Origin of the sequence: Desulfoplanes formicivorans, assembly GCF_001748225.1 — a bacterium.
GTDB classification, from domain to species: Bacteria; Desulfobacterota; Desulfovibrionia; order Desulfovibrionales; family Desulfomicrobiaceae; genus Desulfoplanes; species Desulfoplanes formicivorans.
Genome location: NZ_BDFE01000003.1, coordinates 23,530 through 45,243, shown reverse-complemented (window position 1 = coordinate 45,243; position 21,714 = coordinate 23,530). Strand labels below are relative to the sequence as shown.

At 37.4% G+C, this 21,714-nt stretch carries 18 protein-coding genes; 1 reads left to right on the top strand and 17 read right to left on the bottom strand.

The genetic code is table 11. The annotated features are described in order from the left end of the window. Nucleotides 1-128: 128 nt before the first annotated feature. From DPF_RS00290 to DPF_RS00215, 15 genes are all read right to left on the bottom strand, one after another. The gene (locus DPF_RS00290; protein ID WP_218069945.1) at nt 129-743 is read right to left on the bottom strand and encodes a serine O-acetyltransferase; all 615 of its coding nucleotides are present in this window, start codon (nt 741-743) and stop codon (nt 129-131) included. A gap of 583 nt (nt 744-1,326) precedes the next feature. Then, on the bottom strand, nt 1,327-2,469 hold the full coding sequence (locus tag DPF_RS00285) for a glycosyltransferase family 4 protein (protein ID WP_141721028.1): 1,143 nt from the start codon (nt 2,467-2,469) through the stop codon (nt 1,327-1,329). A 129-nt stretch (nt 2,470-2,598) separates the two neighbouring features. Beyond that, nucleotides 2,599-3,669: a glycosyltransferase gene (locus DPF_RS00280; RefSeq protein WP_176724126.1), complete on the bottom strand. Its 1,071-nt coding sequence runs from the start codon at nt 3,667-3,669 to the stop codon at nt 2,599-2,601. A gap of 105 nt (nt 3,670-3,774) precedes the next feature. Beyond that, a complete protein-coding gene (locus DPF_RS00275; RefSeq protein ID WP_083254360.1) occupies nt 3,775-4,908 on the bottom strand; it encodes a glycosyltransferase family 4 protein in 1,134 nt (377 codons plus the stop codon). A gap of 133 nt (nt 4,909-5,041) precedes the next feature. Further along, nucleotides 5,042-6,835, bottom strand: coding sequence for a right-handed parallel beta-helix repeat-containing protein (locus DPF_RS00265; protein WP_083254359.1), 1,794 nt, complete (start codon nt 6,833-6,835; stop codon nt 5,042-5,044). Beyond that, complete coding sequence (locus tag DPF_RS00260; RefSeq protein WP_176724125.1) at nt 6,798-8,183, bottom strand: ArnT family glycosyltransferase; 1,386 nt, start codon at nt 8,181-8,183, stop codon at nt 6,798-6,800. The genes DPF_RS00265 and DPF_RS00260 overlap by 38 nt, the downstream gene beginning before the upstream one ends. 89 nt (nt 8,184-8,272) lie before the next feature. After that, nucleotides 8,273-9,499 carry an O-antigen ligase family protein gene (locus tag DPF_RS00255; protein WP_069856765.1) on the bottom strand — a complete coding sequence of 409 codons (1,227 nt, stop codon included), beginning with the start codon at nt 9,497-9,499 and terminating at the stop codon, nt 8,273-8,275. Nucleotides 9,500-9,696: 197 nt separating this feature from the next. Next, nucleotides 9,697-11,136 (bottom strand): oligosaccharide flippase family protein, encoded by a 1,440-nt coding sequence (locus DPF_RS00250; protein ID WP_069856763.1) that lies wholly within the window; start codon nt 11,134-11,136, stop codon nt 9,697-9,699. Next, nucleotides 11,136-12,293 carry a radical SAM/SPASM domain-containing protein gene (locus DPF_RS00245; RefSeq protein WP_069856761.1) on the bottom strand — a complete coding sequence of 386 codons (1,158 nt, stop codon included), beginning with the start codon at nt 12,291-12,293 and terminating at the stop codon, nt 11,136-11,138. The genes DPF_RS00250 and DPF_RS00245 overlap by 1 nt, the downstream gene beginning before the upstream one ends. 24 nt (nt 12,294-12,317) lie before the next feature. Continuing rightward, nucleotides 12,318-13,034 carry a class I SAM-dependent methyltransferase gene (locus DPF_RS00240; RefSeq protein WP_069856759.1) on the bottom strand — a complete coding sequence of 239 codons (717 nt, stop codon included), beginning with the start codon at nt 13,032-13,034 and terminating at the stop codon, nt 12,318-12,320. Nucleotides 13,035-13,065: 31 nt separating this feature from the next. Further along, nucleotides 13,066-14,283: an oligosaccharide flippase family protein gene (locus tag DPF_RS00235; RefSeq protein WP_083254358.1), complete on the bottom strand. Its 1,218-nt coding sequence runs from the start codon at nt 14,281-14,283 to the stop codon at nt 13,066-13,068. A 49-nt stretch (nt 14,284-14,332) separates the two neighbouring features. Further along, complete coding sequence (locus DPF_RS00230) at nt 14,333-15,262, bottom strand: sulfotransferase family protein (RefSeq protein WP_069856755.1); 930 nt, start codon at nt 15,260-15,262, stop codon at nt 14,333-14,335. Further along, nucleotides 15,255-16,007 carry an acyltransferase gene (locus tag DPF_RS14345; RefSeq protein ID WP_083254356.1) on the bottom strand — a complete coding sequence of 251 codons (753 nt, stop codon included), beginning with the start codon at nt 16,005-16,007 and terminating at the stop codon, nt 15,255-15,257. Before DPF_RS14345 ends, DPF_RS00230 begins: the two co-directional genes overlap by 8 nt. 13 nt (nt 16,008-16,020) lie before the next feature. Beyond that, complete coding sequence (locus DPF_RS00220; RefSeq protein ID WP_069856753.1) at nt 16,021-17,136, bottom strand: glycosyltransferase; 1,116 nt, start codon at nt 17,134-17,136, stop codon at nt 16,021-16,023. Then, nucleotides 17,133-18,191 carry a glycosyltransferase family 2 protein gene (locus DPF_RS00215; RefSeq protein WP_231702098.1) on the bottom strand — a complete coding sequence of 353 codons (1,059 nt, stop codon included), beginning with the start codon at nt 18,189-18,191 and terminating at the stop codon, nt 17,133-17,135. Before DPF_RS00215 ends, DPF_RS00220 begins: the two co-directional genes overlap by 4 nt. A 254-nt stretch (nt 18,192-18,445) precedes the next feature. Here DPF_RS00215 and DPF_RS00210 point away from each other — a divergent pair, with 254 nt between their 5' ends. Beyond that, complete coding sequence (locus DPF_RS00210; RefSeq protein ID WP_069856748.1) at nt 18,446-19,504, top strand: glycosyltransferase family 4 protein; 1,059 nt, start codon at nt 18,446-18,448, stop codon at nt 19,502-19,504. A 184-nt stretch (nt 19,505-19,688) separates the two neighbouring features. Here the strand turns inward: DPF_RS00210 and DPF_RS00205 are convergent, their stop codons facing one another. Together DPF_RS00205 and DPF_RS00200 are read right to left on the bottom strand one after the other, a co-directional pair. After that, entirely contained in the window at nt 19,689-20,636 is a 948-nt protein-coding gene (locus DPF_RS00205) for an aminotransferase class IV (RefSeq protein WP_069856746.1), read from the bottom strand. Nucleotides 20,637-20,690: 54 nt separating this feature from the next. After that, on the bottom strand, nt 20,691-21,713 hold the full coding sequence (locus DPF_RS00200; protein WP_069856744.1) for an aspartate-semialdehyde dehydrogenase: 1,023 nt from the start codon (nt 21,711-21,713) through the stop codon (nt 20,691-20,693). Between the last annotated feature and the right edge of the window lies 1 nt (nt 21,714).

Sequence of the window (21,714 nt, the reverse complement as noted above, 5' to 3'; positions counted from 1 at the left end):
TTAATTTCGATAATATATACTAAATTTTGTATATTTTGTAAATAGTATAGGTAGTAATTTTTCGTTATTGTAGAGAGTTTTTGCAGTCAAATCTATTAACGTGTTGCACCAAAAAGGTTCTCGTTTCTTTAATTGATAAACTGTTTGTTCTTATGAAATATGCATGCCAATACTGGAATCTCTGCCCGATTCAGGAACAACCGGTTCAGGATCAAGTACACGCGCAGGAACACCTGCAATGGTAACATTAGGTGTGAGAAATTTTTATTGACAACAGCATTGGCCCCAATGGTTATGTTATCAGCAATTTTGATGTTGCCAAATACTTTAACACCGGGTCCAATATACACATTGTCACCAATTTGAGGAGCCTCTGTATTACCACCTGATGCACCAATATTTACACAAACATGTATTCTGCAATGCGATCCTACACGAGCATTTCCATTAACGACAATGGTGCCTCGATGAACAATGGCCAACCCAGGTCCAAAAACGTTCGGTGGAATTGTAAATCCCAATAATATTCCCAAAACTTCAAATTGAATACGTTGCAAATAGTAAAAAGGTCTAAAAAATATTTTTTTACTCTTTTCAGAATTGATATAATATTCGATTTTTCGCAATACAATCTGATAACGCCAGATTAAATTTATGGTTGTTAAAGGATTTTTACCTTCTAATCCTAACGCTGCCGCATCAGCCCTTAGATACTCACATAATTGTTTTTTATTCCGAATCATGTTTTTCCCTGCTTTTATATGCTTCATTTTACATTATAGAAACTCTGCAGTCTGCATTCACCAGCCTTGGATGCAACTGTTAGGGCGGAGATATCCTCGTGACATGAAAACGATCGCTTGTTTGCGTGAGATGATAATGTTTCTTTGAAACCAACTGCCCAAATCATGTTACGGATGGTGCGTGGGAATCAACCAGGCTTGCTACCGACTTGCGGACATACAGACAACGCCTCCAAATCCCACATCAGTGGGCTTGCAGAAAACATTCACAAACCAGGAGAATACATTTATTGATCTTGTGCACATTATTTTTCTATCTCTCATGGCTTACCGTATTGAGCACCACAACAAGCAAAACATTGTCTTCAAAAATACAACGCATCAAGCAAAAAATACTTGCATAACAACAAACTCCTCTTTCTCAAATAAAAAAGTAGCTTTTGATACGCTTTCTTTTTCAATATGTATCAAAAACTACTTTCTAAAAATATTGTATTATATTTATTATTCAACAACAAAATTAAATCATATACATATACAAAACAAATAGTAAGTGTTTTATAGAAACAAAAACATATCATTCTCAAGCAATATCGTTAATTGATTTTAAAAACCAGTCTGCAGTTTTTTGAATCATCTGGTCTTCTGTGAATGTATTTTCAAATCTGCGTTGAGCATTTTTCCCCAACTCATTTCTTAATGATTTTGAATTGACTAATCTTAGAAGAGAATCGGCAAATTCTTGAGGTGCATCTACTGGAGTCAGCAGGCCCTCTTTGCCGTGACGAACGGCCTCTGGATTTCCCCCGGCATCCGTGGCGAGAATTGCCAATCCGGCTCTCATCGCTTCTAAAAGAGCAATAGAAAAATACTCTACATATGAAGACATGACAAATATATCAAGTTTCGCAAGACATGTATTGATATCCTTAACATATCCTGGAAACTCAAGAACATCATCAATCTGCAATTCAATAGATTTTTTTTTCAGTTCTTGCTTTTGAGGACCGTCACCCCAGATGATAAACTTCACAGTCGGATCTTTTTTTTTCACCAAAGCAATGGCATCCAAAAACCATTTCAACCCTTTTTGTTCGCTTAATCTGCAACATGTACCAACCATTACACGATGTTGATTAAATGAGATTATATTTTCATTTTTTTCTGATTTTGCATACGTTGTTAAATCGTTAGAAATTCCATTATGAATAATTGTAATTTTCTGTTGTGGTATTCCTTTTTCTTCCAACATGTGAGCTGCGTACTTTGATACGGCAATGACATGCTTAACAACATACTTATATATTACTCTCTCTATGATTTCTACAAAAGGAGCTCTTATCTTTTGCATACAACTTGAAGGATAATAGCTTCCATGCCATGATGCCAAGATCGGGATATTCAACCCAATAGTAGCCAAAAAAGCAGCCAAACCACCATTGAATCCAAAAATAAATATACAATCAGGTTTTTCTTTTTTTACCATATCTCTTAATTTTTTAACCCATGTAGCATCCCATCTTCCTTTAATCATAATCAATGAATGATTCACCCCATCACTGAAACGACTATCAAATATCCATTTTTCATTATTGATAATGATTGTTGTGCTTTGTATTTTGTTATATTTATCTATATTTTCAATGCTTTTTGCATATTTTGAAACACCACCAGGAATTAATCCCCAATGAATCATTACAATTTTAAGTTCTCTATTTGCGTCCAATTTATTTTCTCACGGTTAGAAATCGGTGTCCACAGATAAAACATTTGACCCTGCTACAGAGTTGAAAAGTCGGTATTTAGCCGAAGGGTGATTAGTTTTCCAAAATTTGTGGACCTGGCAGCTGCTTTGTTAGTCATCATATTTCATCAGATAGTTAAAAAAAGACATATATTTTTGAGTAACAATTTGTTGTGAATGGAACTTTCCGATATATTCAAAGCAATTATCACCTATGAGTAATCTTTCAGATTTGTTTATCATCATTGTTTTGACATCGACACATAACTGTTCAAATGTTTTAGAAACTTTACCTAGGTTATATGTTGTTATTACACAATCAGGATCAACATATAAACTGACTACAGGTGTTTTTGTTTGCCATGCCTGGAGGTATGTATTTGGAAAACCCTCCATATCAGATGTTCCAACAAACAATGATGCTTCACAAAAATATCTGCCTATCGAAGAAAAAGGAATATATCCAAGATAGCTTATATTTGTCATTGAACGAGTCATTTCGATAATATCATCGTCATGTGGCTTTTGTGGGGTCGTCGACATTATCATGACAAAATGGAATTCAGGCAACTCTTGAGCTAGTTTTATAAAAAGTTCAGGATGTTTCTTGGCATGGTTATTCCCGACCCAGAGAATATACTTTTTCTTCGCACTGCAACAAGGTTCATTCAACGAAGTATAATTTCTAACCAAAACACTTCTTTGATTGAATGAACAGACAAACCCTTTCAGCTGGCAATAATTTTGTGCAATGGTAAATGAAATATTGGTCAAACCCAATCTGTATAAAATCAGACCGATAACTCCGTCCTTGGCTAAGACTCTGGAAGGCATAACGTCTTCATCAATCTGCCCGACAAAAACAATTTTTTTGTTATAAAAAAAATTGAACACGGCCAGTAAAAACAAAAGGTGTCTTGGGGTCTTGATCATGTAAATATCAGCATCAATTTTACGAAGACATAAAAAAAGTTTTATCCAATCGCAAAAAATGTTCTTTTTTTTCCCTTTTAGGTACTTCAAAAAAAGGCTGTGTATTTTGATTTTGTTTTTAATAAAGGATGTTTCCTGTCCTTCTCCATTTACAATAAAATCAACTGAAAATGAATGATAAGCCAAATGATTTGCAAGCAAAACAAATTGAAGTTCGGCACCACCCATTGATGATTTTTTATTATTCATCAAAATTGGCAACGCATTAAAAGATATGAGACATATTTTTATCATAAACCTTCTATATTATTTACAAACAATAGATTATCATCAACTTACAAAGTCAACTCAAAATCATATGCGATTAAAAACATCGATGTATTTACTTGCAATCAAATCCCAATCATACTTTTTTGAATTGACAAAAGCGTTATTTGAAAATTTATTATATAATTTATTTTCATTATATAGCTCAAAAATTCCATTAGCCATCGAATTATAGTCTTTTTTTTCAACTATTATTCCACAATCGTTTTCCAGAACAACATCCTCGTTTCCAGAAGCATTTGTCATGACCAAGGGTAGTCCGGAAGCCATGGCCTCCAGACTTACCAAACTCAGTCCTTCACTGATGGAAGGTGAAAAAAAAGCCCATGCGGAACGATAGCAACGTCGGATTGCATCAAAATTTTGTTCTGGGATTACAAAAATTTTTTTTTGTAACCCCAGATCGTTTATCATTGGATTCAATGTATGTGTATTTTTACCAATCAAAACGTAAGCCATATCGCTTACGCCTTTTTTTAACAAAGCGCTAAACGCTTTTATTCCATAAGCATACCCTTTTATAGCATGGTTTCTTCCAACTGAAATCAATATTTTTGTATCTTGTTTTACTTTGATCTTTTGATGTAAGAATTTTGATTTATTAGTTTTGTATAAATTGACATTAATTCCATTTGGAACACAATAAATCTTATTTTGAGATATCAATTCGACATCTTTTTGAATTGATTTACTTATAGCTGTAACACAATCTGCTTCATCTAAATTTTTGATAATAATTTTTTTTGCTTTGTTATTTAATAGCAACCCATAATTGAATTCAGGTTCTACCCGAACGGCCTCTCCGTGCGGGGTCATAACAAGTTTAAAATTAAATTTAGATTTAAAAAATCTTGCAATTCTACCTGCAGCATAAACATCATGACAATGAACAACATCAATTTTTTTTGATTTAAGTGTATTGTAAAATTTAAATATGCCTGAACAATAATCGGCACCAGATCTTCCTGATAGAGGAAAATTAAAACCATATCGCACAATTTCATATTTTTTTGGAAGATAAATAAAATTATCATCAATATTTTGAACAAATATAGTTACATTATTTCCCAAATTTACAAGACTATTAGCAAGATGATGCATTGCCAATTCCATACCACCAATCCGAGGCAAAAAGCTTGAACCGAGCAGACATATATTCATGCGGTCGTCTTATGGTTAAAGATGAGTAAAACAAAAACACAAATCATCTTCGGTATAAATTGGCATTGGCATACGCAATCACATTAGAATCGACAACAGGAATATCTGTTCGATGCATAATGCGTGGCCTTGCTTAGTCTTCAATCTTCAGACCTTGTGGCGGTTGTATATAGGTGCCGCCCTGGTACTCAAAGGGCCCGATATCCACACCCCTACCGACAGGTACGGGCCTTCCATGAAAGTCCAAGGACTCCCCGACATCAATCCCGGCATCAATGCAGGGCGAATCAGACAAAAGATCCATTTTATTGGATACAAGCTTGGGATCGCCCATGATAGATCCTTCACCTTGCCCTTGATCATACGTAAAATATCCTGGAGACTTTCCAACAATACGATTGAAATCGTAGGATTTTCCTGCCCAGGAAATGGTTGCTCCCGACCCCCTGTAATATACATTGTTGGAAAATTTCCAATTGGAAAAGCCATCCTTGGATTGAGCGTTAACTTCCAAATTTCCGCTATTATTATAAAAAATATTGTTTGCAACGATCGTTCCCGCATTCTCACGGTACTGAATGCGAAGCGCCGCATAACCAGCCTTGATGGTTTTGCCACCATTTATGAACAGGTTATTGATAATTTTGGTATTAAAAATTCGCGCAGATGACTCCCCACCCCCGAGCCTTAACCCGTCAACACTGGGCCAGGCAGTGATGGAGTCACCATATACTCCCCATCCATCAATCACGTTGTATGCAGCCACACAATCCCTTGTGTCCCCTGCAAACATGAGCGCCTTATCCGCTGAGTTCTTGATCAAGCATCGTTTTACAGAACATCCAGGACTCTCATACACAGATATAGCCGCATCAATATGTTCTACGCCAGGATGGCCATTATCATGAGCATAACAATCCTGAATGGTATTGTTTGGTGAACTTTCAATACCAAAACATCCCTGATCACCCATATCAGTTGGAAGATTGCCATTCGCATATGATTCACAATTTTTTATAACATTATTCGCACCTGCATGATTTAAATATATTCCTGTGCTCCTATGATGAAAAGCCTTCATGTTCTCAAAAACACAATATTCTGAATTACCTTTAATCATACATCCACGATAAGCACTATTACTTGCAGTGAGATTTTTAACGGTCACATATTTGCAGTTAGTGACATCTATCTGAAGTCCTCCAGGACCGAATACATCAATCCCGTCTATTATTACATATTGTTTACCATCAACTTTGATTCCAACATCTCTATGCGCAATTTCCATTGCACCTGGATTGCCAGAGTCATTTCTAAAGTAAAAAACATCACTATTCAAAGGTGAATAGTAATAGTTGTTTTTCATATCCACTAAGGATTTAGGAGCTTCCCACCACACATCTGATGCTGCATAGCCGAGATACGCAGGCAAACGTGCACCATTCCAAGCTGCTGAGTGAGCATTCTTATTATTTGGGATCCTTCCTTTCCATATTTTTTTAGAGCCAGAACTCGTCTCCAAGGTCCAGTCCTTGAAAGTTGTTGTCAGTTTTATCAGAGGGTTGTTCCCCTCACCATAAGATCCGTAAGTTATTGGTTTCCCGTCACTACCAGAACTGGATACAATAAGACTCTCTGACCAAACCTGATTTTTTTTCAATAAAATCTTGTCCCCGGGAGAAAAAGCGGAAGAAGATACCTTTTGCAACGATTTCCATGGTGTTGCTGGCGATTTTCCTGAGTTCTGATCATCTCCATCAATATTACTGACATAGTATGTGTCCGCAAATGCAAAACTTATCATGCATGAAAAGACCAAGGTAATTGAGCATACCATAATCTTGTACATAACTGCCCCCTTCTGCTGCAAGTTAATATTTACTAAAATTTTATTTTCTAACAATTTCATAGTAATTATTTGTACCATTATAACTATTCTTAACCATCAAAAGCTCTCCACTCGAATTTGAAAAAACATAATTATCTTTCAAAAAAACATACAAATACCTATAAGCCTTTTTCTTGTTTTCAAAAATCTCTGGTTTATTGTTTTCAAATGAAGAATTAATTATTTTCTCATCGATATAAACTTTATATATATTATTATCAACTAAATGAATCTCTTTAAAATACAAAATTGGTATTGCACATATCAACAAGACATAAACAGCTTTACGAATAAATGACTTTTGCAAAAGAAAAATATTACATAATACATAATTAACCATTAATATCATTAAAGGCAAAATAACAGACAAATATCTTACTCGAATGGGCTCCGCGATTTTGATTGGATTGATACTTTTAATGGCAAATGTTTCAAAAAAAACAAAACATAAACATAATACAGCAATAAACGAAATCCATGAATTTCTGAATTTTTTCAATATATATAATGATGACAGTAAAGATATAAAAAAGAGTAACTTCCATGAAATTGGCAGCTTAATCCATCTTTCAAAAAATGTCATAAAAGAAAACATATGGTTCAAATCAATATCGCCACCACGACCATGTCCTTGTATAATACAGCTCATTTTACCAAGCACGAGGCTGCCATCAGAAACAAAATAAAAGGCAGTAACTTCAATAAAAAACAAAACGATTAAACTTAATGCATACATCAATGGAAGCGATTTCTTCTTTTTTTTATATAAGAAAATCATAAAAATCGGTATAAAAAAGACACTTGTAATTTTTGAACTATATGCCAAAAAGACAAAAAGTATATGTATAAATAAAAAAGCAAATTTATCACGCTCAACATAAAGTATCATAAAATAAATAGCGATCAGCATATACGTAATAGAAAAAATTCCAGGCAGTAACTGTGAACCAATTGCATCCATCACTGGAAAAAAGATATAAATCAAACAAGATGTCGTAGCAAAATACACACCGTTTATTCTTAAAGAAATCAAAAACAAAAAAATTAAAGAAATACTGAACATAAAAAACACACAGAGATACATGACAACAGGGTGAGTACCAAAAACATATTGAAATATATAAGTAACTCCATTTATTGCCCAACGCGATGTATGTTGATTCCATGTTGGATAATATTTATCCCATCCCGTAAAATCAAAACCATATAATAATCTTTTAACTTGAAACCACTTATACATCGCATCTCCACCATACGATATATAATCAGCGGTTAAAATTCTGTAAAAAATTCCGATAACAAATAACACAAAAAATATTTGCATTTCATGTCTATACGAAAATTTACAAGTATTCATATGATCTTTTTTCTCACAAGAATAATTCATATTTCCCACGTACATAACTTTTTTTGGCAACAGTATATGCTTATTCAAATAAAATAATTACGCAGCGATCAGCAAAAAACAGATATAAGTTAATCATCTGTTATTTTTAAATTTTCCTTTAACACAATTGAAGAGGTTACAAAAAAGAAATAATACGCCGAAAACATATTCAAAGCCAACATCGAAATCATAAATGATAGTAAACCAGACAAATACCCATAATACAGTAATTCGTTCTTTTTGCTACTTAAAAGATATAATGTTTTTTTTACCAAAAAAACAAGTATTAGCATAAAAAATATTAATCCAATCAAACCCTTTGAAATCAAAACTTCCAGATATGTATTATGGGTATTAGATCCAACCAATGAGGTAAAATCCTCACTGATACCAAGCAAAGGATTTTGAACATATATTTCCAATCCTTTTTTCCACAAACCCAACCTTCCGGAACTATACTCATCAAGTGATGAGTGTTGATATCTGGAAACAATGTTAGTTTCTAATCCAGAGACTGTAGTCTCTGGTATTGTTTTATAAATTCCTATTGATGAAATTACTAAAAATATTATAAATAGCAATAAATTTTTATTTTTATTTTGCATTATTTTATTCCTGCTAAGAACAAAAAAAGCAATTAACGCGAACAAAGAAGATAGAAAGGCGGTTCTTGATCCTGTCAAAACAATGGAATATGCCCCAAACAACAAATTTATCCCCAAAAAAATCGACCATAATAAATTTTTGGACATAAAAAATCCCGCAATAACTATAGGAATAAAAAATGAAACATATGAGGCATATACGTTTGATTCACCAAAAGATCCCTGAGATCTTCCATATTTAGTATCAAAACTGATTCCTTCGATACTTACCAGGCCAAGAGAATCAAAAACAGTCATTGCGTTCAATAGAAAGAAACACAAAATAAGCACATAAAAACTGTAGTTTGCATCCCTTTCTTTTAGATGCAAATTTTCAATCAAAACATATATCAAAAAAGCATCAAAACTGCTTTTAAAATTCATTAGCAAATTCAATAAATTTGAAACATCATTATTTATTAATGACTTATATATCATTATCACAAATGAGTAGACAATGTAAATAATAATATATTTACTTACCTTCTTCATAGTTTCAGATTTGTCGTCTCCCTGGAATGTCACCTGAATAGTATAAAGTATTATAATTATGTAGAGAGAAAGATTTTTTAAACTCAATGAACCCATAAAAGAAGGATTATACACAAAGGAAAGATTTACGGTCAGTGATATCAATAAAAAAGATATGCTTAAAAAATTTGCGTACGCCATGAATGGTTTCCTATCTTTATATTTACAAATAATTTTATTTCAAAAAACCCAATCCTTTAAAATTCCAAATCAAGCATTCATCGCCATATATCTTCATACTCCATATTGATATCAGAGAAATAATAATGAGTTTAGAATTATCATTCGACAATTATCACCTTATAGATGAACATTTTACACACTAATTTTATTTTATATTACGAATAAAACTTTATCTTTGAATACAATTTATTAAAAACCAAACATACCTCTTCAATATTTGATCTTGAAATCACAGCAAAATAAATTATAAAAAACAACGATGAAAAGATAATTGGTTTGGCGATATAGTTTATCTCAACAAATTCACCAACCAACAAAACAGGAAAAACCATTATATTAACGATCGATAATTTAAAAATTTTTTTCCAATAAAAAATTTCATACAATTTAATCTGATAAACACTCAATATCTTCAGCCCAAAAAATAAATATATAAATGTATCAGACACAATATAAGCAATTGCGGGACCATAAAATCGCATATAATCTTTTAACATGAAAATTAGAAAAATATTGATGATAAGTGCAAAAAAATTTGCAAAGACATAAAATTTATTTTTGCCAATAGACCGCAAAGGTATACCGGTTTCAAAACACTCTTTTACCATCAAAAACATGTATATCCTAAAAACAGGTACGGAATCTATATATTTATCAGTAAAAAATATTCTAATAAAATCTTCTGAAAAATAATAAAAAACAACAAAAAAAGGAAAAACTATTGCGCAATACAATACATTCGTTTTTTTCCACAAATCCAGTCCGTTATGCTTGGAACTATTCATCCTCGAACAAATTTCAGGGAAAACAATATCTGCTATACTACTTCTTACTATATTGATGACTGGAATCTGATACGAACCAACTGCATACAATGCTAGGTACTCGACACCAAGTGTATAAATTATGAAAAATTTTGAAATCTCTTTGTTCGTATAAAAAATAAAATTTGAAACCCCCATTGGAAACGTATAAACTATCTGTTCCTTAATATTTCCAAAATTGAATTTAAATTTAATGAGTTTTTTTCTATATGAATATATTGCGACAAAAATAAACTTTAAAAATTCTACCAACACCAATGCGTAAATCATATACATAATATTTTTCAAACAAAATGCAGCTCCTATCAGTGCCACAGACCTCAACGAACTTCTTGCTGCTATATAATATAATACATAATTTGTTTTTTGTGTTGCTATCCAATAAGATTCACAAAAATCAAAATTGAGCAAGAAAAAAAGATAGACACATAAAGGGTATACAAAATCATACGTTGAGTTATATTCAATTAAACCTTTGAATACAACCAGAGCCAACACAACAATTATTGATATAATAAAATTTATTAAAATACTATTTTCAACAAAGGTCGAATTGTTTTTGTACTTCCCCAAAAAGTAAAGCAAACTCCTATTGACAGAAAATGAAGCAAGATTGGCAATAATACCAGAATATAGAATAAACTCCCTGTATTTTCCATACTCAGCTACTGACAGCATTCTTACTAAAAATACTGGGGTCACAAACAGTATGACATAATTCAAAAATCTACAGATAATGAGTATGCTTGTATGCTTGGCTAACGAGCTCATTAATGTCTCATGAATTTTACACTTAGCATGTTATACAAAATTTTCATTGTTTGTTTATTATTACATACAATATTTGAATACGTTTGATTAGCCAACGGACAATAACAATTTTTATCCTTTATATATTTTCTAATCCTGATGGCAGAATCGCTATGCCATACTTTCCAAAAGTCATAATTGGTGTCTCTGAGGTTGCCCATTGATTTTGTATAACCAAGTACACAGCATGGCCATAGTTCTGCATGTGGTGTCAGATGAGCATTCGTGATACCAGCATAACATGGAATGACTTGTGTTTTCTTTTTGACAATTTCGCTGGCAATATCATAATAAACCAACCTTAATGATTCGGTTGTTTGGGCAAGCTTTTTTTTGTTAACAAGGTTGTGTCGAATTTTACTTGAAAAATTTTTTATGAGTTCTGCATACTCTTCGCCTGAAGGAGTTATGGGATCACCCACATTAAAAAATTCCTCCCGCTGCTCAGCGATTTCATTCCGATAGCTTTGGACACCGAGTCCGTGGACGAAATCTTCAATTTCATCCAGACAATCCTTGTTGAAATTAGAAACAACAGTTCCGATTTCAACATGAAAATTGTCATATTCTTCTTGAAGTTTTTTCAATTCGGTTATCGTGGCCATCAATTTTTCCCAGTTGCCAGGAACTCCTCGTATCTCATCGTGCAGCTTTCCGATCCCATCCAGTGACGGCTTGATCGTAACCGGGGTGTGCAGTCCCTTGGCCCTGAGCATTTCAAGTATTTTTCGTGTTCCCTCTACAACCCTTCGGGTGGCAATGGCATTGGTGGGTGAATGGATAATGGATGGCTTGAGATAGGTCACAGCGGCTTCAACGATTTCTGGCAAATCATTCCGCAAGAAGGGTTCCCCACCGCTCAAATTAAAAAAATACACCCTGCTTCCTATTGATTTGAAGATCTTCTCGATTTCATCAAGTTTGAGCTCATTGGCAGGTTCCTGCCATTTATTGGGATAAATTTTCCAGATACCACACGTTTTGCACCTGCTTTGGCACCGATTTGTAACAGAAAATGTCAAAGTTATCGGCCTGATAGGCTTGCTCAAGCCATGATATGCCAGTTTGAATCCCCATGTCTTGGGGTAAATGTGGGTAATAAAATCTTTTGCGTTCATGCAGGCCATCCACGAGTTAATAGATTAGATTTTTTGAGCGCAAACAACCATGGATCCGCCAAAAACCATGTTGAACAAGGGAATCGCACTAAAAAAGGGATCAAAAGGGGAAAGAATCTGAACAAAGTCAAAATTGATCATTTTCCACTCTCTGACCTTGAGTCCAGCCTGGGCAACTTCCTTGGTGAATTTGAGAACACCGAACGGATTTTCGTTATCTCCAATAAAATTCTTTTTTTTGCTTTTGGGAGAATGATGCCAATGGTAAACGTAGGGATTCCAACCATTTGTTTCTATACTGAAAAGGAGTCCTCCCGGCTTTAAAACCCGATTGATTTCAGACAGGGCAATATGTCTTGCCAGAAAATGATGCAGCACCTGGTTGTGGGCTATCAGGTCAAAACTGTTGTCACGAAAAGGAAGAAGTTCAATATCGCCCGAAACAAGAGGTATGTCCGGAGTTCTTTTCTTGGAAAGAGTGGACAGCAATTGATAGACAATGTCGACGCCAACAACATTAAAGGAGGAGATCTTGTGAAGCTCCTTTCCCAGGGTCATGCCTCCGCATCCAAGATCCAACACCGAATAATGCCCTTCTTCGAAATCAACATATTTTTTGAGCAGGTTGAAAACACGATTCATTTTTTTCTTTCCCCACCCAGAACCCCGATAGTTTTCACCTTCGCGTTCGAGTTGCGCTAAATTGATCTGAATCTCTTCAGCCTTGTCTTGGGTCAACATTATTGCTCCTCATTCATTTAAAGGAATTGTATTATAGAGATTTTATGCACGTACCTATTTCTTTTAGCCTGTGTAGAAGAAGAACCATCAAAGTAACCGACCCGAAAATAACCGGGATTATACTCGAATATGCCATTCCAATTATACCAAAGCGTGGTATTGAATACACACTCATCCCTACTTCCATCACTAATATGCAATAAATAACTATTGCAGATATATATACGTTGTTTATTGAAATAAAAATCGATGACAATGTTTGAAAAAGAGAAAGTATTCCCATTGATAAAAACAAAATAGACATAACGTGTGCCAACGAAGAATACCCTTTTGGGTACACGAAATCGATAATTTCAGTTGAAAACATAGCAACAATAATAGAAGAAACGGCAATCATACTACACAAAGTATACAAACATTTTTTTATAATACAAATTGATTCATTATGCATTGAAATATTTATATATCTAGAAATAATCGGTATTAACGTCATCGAATATGCAAAATATATATAATAAGGTATTTTTGAAATTGCCGACGATGCAGCATAGAATCCTACAACATCACTATCTTGATAAAAATATTTTATTATTATCATATCCATACTCATATATAGTGAAATACCTATGGACATAAACACAATGGGTATCGCAAATTTCACAATTGGTTCTGACGAAAACTTTTTGTTACCTTGCTTTTGATGAATTTTTTTTCTCAAAAGCACAGCATTTATTATACATGCACAAACAAATCCTGCAAAAACACCACATATTTCAAAACCTAAAAGTATAAAAATTATCGCAAAGAATATTCTATTAAGTGGATACAAAGCTACAAAAAAAGCCTGTTCCTTGAATCTTTGACATCCATTAAGATAAGCCATAAATGAATTATTATAAGAAAATAATGGTATCAACATAGAAGAAACAAGCAAAATATATATAAATGAGCTGTCTTTGGTTATATAGACCCATAGTGGAGTAAAACAAAGGTACGTCAAAAATATTATAAATCCAAAAATCATGTAAACGTATCTACCTGCTAAAAATACCTCATATGATTGCAATCTGTTTTCTGAAATGAATTTTGATATTGATTGTGGAAATCCAAACTGAATAAATACAAGACCAATAGAACTTATACTCAAAGCAACAGCAAGATTTCCATATAATACAGGATCATTAAAATAGTATGCTGTAAAAACGTGCAACACATAAGCGCTAGCGACGAAGACAACCCGTGCTACCATGAAATAAAATGACGACCTCTGAATTCCCACTTTTCACCATGAAAAAACACTAGATTTTAAAATTCCAGTAACGAACCATATCCCTTTGCAATACATCGCTTATCGACTTAACTTCACGGAAGAACTTTCTGGTCAACTCATAACGGATATCTTCAGGCATTTTTTCTCGTGCAGTTTCTTTCCAAAGCATCTTCTGCCCAGCATGCTTAATCATCCGATGAACACGCATAGGCATAATTTTTTTCAAACCTTCAATAAAATACACATTTTGAGCAACATAATTCAATGCAGGACATCTTGGTTTTTTGCTCGCGTTAACTTTTTTGTATTGCGGCTCAAATGTTTGATCCACTTCTAAAAATTTTAATATGTTTTGAAAAATATTTGCATTATTTTTTTTAAAATCTTCAAAAACAAACACCTTCACCTGGTCGCGATCAAAATACTTATAAAACCTGCTAACCTTTGATGCATAATTGGCCATGGACGTATAGTACAACATGGATGGAAAATAGGCCCGAGAAGGAATCCGTTGCCAATTGATTTTTCTCTCAGTTTCTGCACGCAACGCTTCTTCAAAAGAAGTGATATTTTCATACGTCTCTACGACCCAATGCGAATGAAGCGAATATATAAAATCAATAGGATTCCTAAGAAAAATAATGATTTTTGCGTCAGGATTGAACGAATGGATGTTTTTAGCTGCGTCTTTTGACCAGATATAAAACGTTGATGATTCTCCTACAGCATCATACAATTTATCCTGTTTAAACAATGATAAATACTTATCTTGATCACGATATTTAAAATACAAACGTTTTTTATGAAACTGATCACTTTCTTGATGCAAGTCAGTACAAAAATGATAAGGCTCCTTGACTGTGGACATCGTAATTTGAGGATGCTGATCAAGAAAGTCATGAAGGGCTGTCGTACCCGACTTCGGCTCCCCAACTATAAAAAAATTTGGTTTATTCATCATTTTTTCTATTTTTTATGATACGAGCTGGAACACCAACAGCAATACTATATGAAGGAATATCTTTCGTTACAACAGCTCCTGCACCAATAACACTTCCTTCACCTATAGTCACACCAGGCATTACATTCACATTTGCGGCAAGCCATACATTATCTTCAATCACAATCTGTTTTTTTGTTGATCCTTGCTTGCGAATAGGTATTGTCACATCATTATAATTATGTGTTCCGCTTATGATAACAACATTTGGCCCAATCATGCAGTCGTTGCCAATGGTCACATTTCCAATTCCATTTATATAGCTTCCACGACTGACATGAACATGTTCTTTAATGCATAAGTTTCCCCCCTGAGCGGCCAATGTTGAACGATGCGCTATAAATGAATTTTTTCCAATTTCTATATTCCCTTCACCTGTACCTGTACCCACCCAACAGCTTTCTCCGATAAAAACATTTTTTCCAAGTGTTATTTTTTTGGGAATCTCAAATCTAACTCCACTTTCAATAAGACATCCTGAATCAATTTTATTAAATATGATAGAGTAGATAAATGGACGTATATACGTTCCAAGAATTGTAGGAAAATTTTTGAAAACCAAAAAAATCATTCCTTGGACAACAAAAAACACAAGGCTCTTGCTTCCACATACGTGTTGCACATACATCGATATCTTTTCAAAAAAACTTTTCTTTGGAATGCCTTCTCCAGTGTCACTGCCGTACACTTTTGTATCTTCCATAAGCCTGCCCTTTTTAGCATTCAGTTATCATTTCAGCAAATTTTTCCCAAGAAAATCTATACCTTACTTTTTCTGCTTCATGTTGCATTTTTTTGAGTTGATCCTCTTCCAGGGATTCCACAATCGCGCGAGCAAGAGCTGCCGGGTCGTTGGGCGCAACCAAACGTCCGTTGACCCAATCCTGTACAACCTCTCCAATACTCCCGACATTTGTTGCAATAACGGGCTTGCCAAATCCGTATGCCAATTGGCTCACTCCGCTTCCCGAAGCACTCAAGTAGGGCTGAACCACCAAATCTGCTGCCAAAAAATGCCTTCCCAACTGCTCGTTGGGTACATACTCATCCATGATGGTAACGTTGTTTGCTATGCCCAGTTCCTTGATTTTTTCTAGATAGCTCTGTTTGTCTTTCCAAAATTCTCCCACAATATTGAGATGGATGTTTTTCTGGTCTCTTATCAGGGCCAAGGCATCCAGAAGAACATCCAGCCCCTTGTATTTTCGGACAAATCCAAAAAAAAGCAGTTCATGATTGGTGCGTGTCCCACCCCCATGCTGGGGAGAATCAAGACATAGATCTGCATAAGTGGGATGGAATCCCGTTTGAATGGAGTCGGTAGCGATCTTTTGGCCCAGGAGTTTCCTGAGCTTGCCGGTTTCCTCTTTGGATTGGGTTATCAGGATATCACTGTTCTTAAGAACGAGCCTGTTGATTTTCTCCTTGATTACATTATTTTCATGATCAGCAACATTGTGACATACTATTATAATTTTCGTTTGTATCTTTTTTCGAATTTTTTTAATGATATACCATGTCTGGGGAGCCCAAAAAATAACCCACCATGGAAAAATAATTTTATCTGGTTTAAACTGAATAATGCGTTGAGTCGTTTTGTACCATGAGTATGGATTTAATGAATCAACAAGATATTCAACAGGATCTGAACGCAATGCATTTTTGCTTGGATCACGATCTGTTTTGCCTGGAAAAATCAATTTTGGATATTGCCTTGTGAATGAAATGAATTGAACATCATGATGCAATCTGAGCGTATTGCACAAAAGAGTTGTGTGCTGAGCTATCCCGCCTCGAAAAGGATATGTTGGCCCGACAATGGTCATTTTCATTGTGTTTTCTTGGCCCCAAGGTAATCAAATTCGATTTTCCGCACTCGCAACAATGTCTCTTCAATCAGCCTTCTGTTGAACGAGATAACATCTCCGATCAGACCCAATACCAATATCTGAAAACCAACAATAAACAGAATTGCAGCCAATATGAGCGATTGGATATGACCGTCACCATTCCCAGATATGTAAAAATAAACAAATCGGATAGATGGAATCATCCCCGCAAGAATGAACAGCATGCCGATCAAAAAAAATACTCTCAATGGCTGATACATGGTATACATTCTAACCATTGTATTGATTTGCATGGAAATAAATTTTGGAATGCTTTTAACAAGACGTGATTCCCGTGTTTTCCCATTTGTACCAATGGGAACACTGGTTACAGCCAATCCTTTTTTTCCAGCCTGAATAATCGATTCGACAGTATAGGAATAGCCTGTCACAATATTCATTCGCATTGCTGCTTTACGGCTAATTGCCCGAAAACCACTTACAGCATCCTGAATATCCGTTCCTGACAAGAACCGCACAACACTGCTTCCGATACGCTGCAATCCTTTTTTGCTTCGGCTGAAATGTTCGATGGAATCGGTCTGTCTGTCCCCGACCACGAGCTCTGCCTCTCCCTTGAGAATGGGTTCTATGAGCTTGGGAATATCCTCACCCTTATACTGATTGTCCCCATCAGTATTGACGATGATGTCCGCCCCCAGCCTCAAACACGCATCCAGGGCGGTCACATACGTATAGGCCAGCCCCTTGTTGCATACATTGCGCACAATATGGTTGACCCCGAGTTTCTTGGCCACTTCCACGGTTTTATCGGTACTTCCGTCATCCACAATGAGGATCTCTACACTGTCCACCCCTTCCATGGTCCTGGGAATATCCCTGATCGTCATGGGAAGCGTGTGCTCTTCGTTGAAACAGGGAATTTGTACAATTACTTTCATAGGGATATCTGATGGAGTTAAAGGTTGGGCTGCTGTTGCATCAGTTAAACAATATCCATGCCACCCACTTCTCTTTCTCATGCCTTTTGTATTCATATAACAATCTGAAATTCAAAACAAAATAAAATCATCCCAAAAAGGCTTCATCTTCTTTTTCAGGATTGATCACTCTGGAGCCCATTTTCTTCTCGACTTCCCATGTCTTGCGAACTAGAAAATCACCTGCCCGTTTGTGAGATGCCTGTGCGACCAGCCATGCGCATACCTCGTCCTAAGCCATCTGCCAGAAAAAAATATGAAAACGACTCCCCCAATGAGTGCAACAACCTGTTGGTAACCCCGAGAACGCAATGAATATTCTACAAATCAATACGGAAAAAACATGGAGGGGGGGAGAGAAGCAGACACTGCTTACAGCCGAAGGATTGACCGCCTTGGGGAACCGGGTTGAAATTTTATGTCGCAAAGGGCATCCCCTTGCCCACAAGGCAACACAACGTCATATTCTCTGCCACGAAGTTGGTAATTCGTTGCAGGCCATGGCATTTTTAACTGCCCACGGATCTTCCTTTGATATCCTCCATGCCCAAACAGCCAAGGCACAAAGTGCCGCTGTCCTGACCAAACCGTTTCACAGGACTCCAATCGTCTATACCCGAAGGGTTGATTTCAAACCGCGGGGCTTGCCAGCGCGGTTCAAATACCGCCATACTGACAAGGTCGTTGCCATCTCCCAGGCCATTGCCCAGGTACTTGATGATTTTGGAGTGGCTAACGATAGAGTCATTCCCAGTGCCATTGATTTACGTGCTCCTGTTCCTTCACCTCCCAAGCATATCGCTGACAACATTCTCAAACAGAAACACGCAGGCAAAAAGATCATTCTGTCCATTGCTGCACTGGTCCCCCACAAAGACCCATACACGATGATCAAAGCAGCCAAACAGCTGCATATTGATGAACCCAAGGCCATGTTTTTTCATTGTGGTTCAGGCAATCTCGAACCGGACATAACGCGTCTGGTTCTGAAGGCAGGATTGCAAAAATGCTACTTTCTGCTTGGTTTTGTTGACAATGCTGAAGGGCTCTTGCCTCTGGCCGATGTCTTTGTCATGAGCTCGCAGGAGGAAGGTCTCGGCAGTACGGTGCTTGAGGCATTCCGGCACAAAATTCCGGTTGCAACCACAAACGCTGGAGGTCTCAAGGAAATCGTCCCGGGACACGGACTCGTCTCTCCGATTCACGAACCCAAAGAACTCGCCAGGAACATCCAGTATCTCCTCAGTGACACGGAACTGGCGCAATCACTGGTTGCCAAGGCATATGACTATGTCTGCACACACCATGCGCACGAAACCATGGCCTCCAGATACCTCACCTTGTACCAATCCATGTTCCAGAACAACTAAAAGCCCGCCTTTCCCTGAAGGAAAGGCGGGCTTTTATCTGATTTCCCCGCATACTCCGGTTTCTCATCGTGGGTATCAAAACCGGATCATGCGTTCTCCCGATATAGTGCCATTGCTCTGTATGGATGTTGCCGATACCATTGGAACCACCTCTGTCGTGGTCCGCTGTTGCCAGTGCATCTGATCACCCCTCATCAAGAGGCGTCCCGTTTTTGAGAAGATCCTCCTGCAACAGCTGGCGCAACCGTCTGCTCACCGGTCCCGGACGCACGTCATGAATGGGTTTGCCATTATAGCGAACAATGCTCAGAGCATCAATGGATGTTCCAAGAAGAATGACCTCACTGGCCACTCGAATATCATCCTCGCTTATGGGCCGTGTAACATAATCATGTTCACGGGCGATCAATTCCAATGCCCGCAACATGGTCGTACCTGGCAAGGCATGGGTCATTTCAGGAACAACCATCTGCCCCGAGTGATCGACAATAATGATATTTTCTGCTGCGCCTTCGGCCAAGAAGTGATCCGGACCAAAACACAAGGGATAGGCACATCCCTTGAGAATGGCCTCCCGCTTCATGAGGACGTTATTGAGGTAGTTGACGCTCTTGATATGGGCCAGCTCCTTGGATCTGGCAGGAATACTCGTACGACACGCATGCACCCCTTTTTCCCATATCTGATGGGGAATGGAGGGAAAGCGCCGGGCGACAACATAGAGGGTGGAATGTTCACACTCCCTGAAATCGAGTGAAAACCCGCCCAATCCCCGTCCAATAAAAATGGAAACAAGGCCGTTGGACACTCCTGCCGCCCGGGCAACCTCCACAACAATCTTTCGAATATCCTTCCATGGTGCAGGCGGGGTGATGAAAATGGTTTCCAGCGAATGACGCAAACGCTGGATATGGGCATCAAGCTGATAGAGTTTGCCGTCCACAAACTTGAGGGTTTCAAAAACACCGTCTCCCCTGTGTACCAGATGATCATCCATGGGAATGAGCATCAAACGGGGATTGGTGACACAGGCACGGAGGCGATGATCGTAAAAGGCCAGAAAGTTTTTTTCGCCTGGACGCTCCAGGGCCAGAATCCTTTCCATATATTGATATTCATCTATCTGCTGCATATACGCTTCTCCACATGTCAAAATGAGTCGCAACAGGAATCATTGGGCGTGTGTTCAATTGGAAACGCCCAGTCCCTTTTCCCGCAAGCCCTCTCCGATCCGAACGGCATTAACAGCCTGGTTACGGATATTATCACCAACAATCCACAGGTTGAGACCATGTTCCACAGAAGCATCCTTGCGGATCCGACCCACAAAAACATCATCATGACCGGATACGATCAGGGGCATGGGATACATTTCCTCGGCCGGGTTGTCGAAAACAGTGATTCCATCGATTTGACTCAAAATGGCCCGTGCATCCCGTGGAGAAATAGCCTGCGATGTTTCCATATTCACGGACAGCCCATTGCCAAAAAGCGTGGGTACCAAACAGGCCGTGGCTGTGATCCGCAAGGCCTCGTCACCAAGGATCTGCATGGTTTCCCTGATGAGAGATGTTTCCTGGGACGTGTATTCATCCTCATGCAAAACGCCTATTTGTGGCAGGCAATTGAATGCTATCTGATAGGGAAATACCTCGCTTTGGGCCTCCTGATAATTGAGAAGATGACGAAGCTGGGATTCCAATTCCTCAATGCCCGGATGCCCCTGACTGGAAACGGGTTGATACGTGGAAACAACCACCCGCTTTATGGCAAATGTGTCGTGAAGGGGTTTGAGAACAGCGGCAAGCTGCAAGGACGTCGCTCCCGGAGAGGCGGCCATCCTCTTACCTGCCAGGGCCTCATCATTGACACCGGATGCTATAACAGGAGCTAAAGAATCTTCATCCCTGTCGGTTGAACAATCGACAATCGCACACCCCGCCTTGACGGCATCACCTATCCACTTTGCGGTCAGATCATTATCACCCACAAAAAAGACCAAATCCACGCCCTCAAAACCGTCCTCACGCAAGAACTCAACAGGGACATCCTCATCTCTGAATGTCAGATCCGCCCTATCCCCGTCGCTGTCCACAAAAGCCACCATCTGCGAACACGGAAATTCCCGCTCTTCCAGAACAGCTACTATTTCCTGATCCAGAATTCCCGTTCCGCCCACCAGGCCCACAACATACTCGTCTGTCTTCATT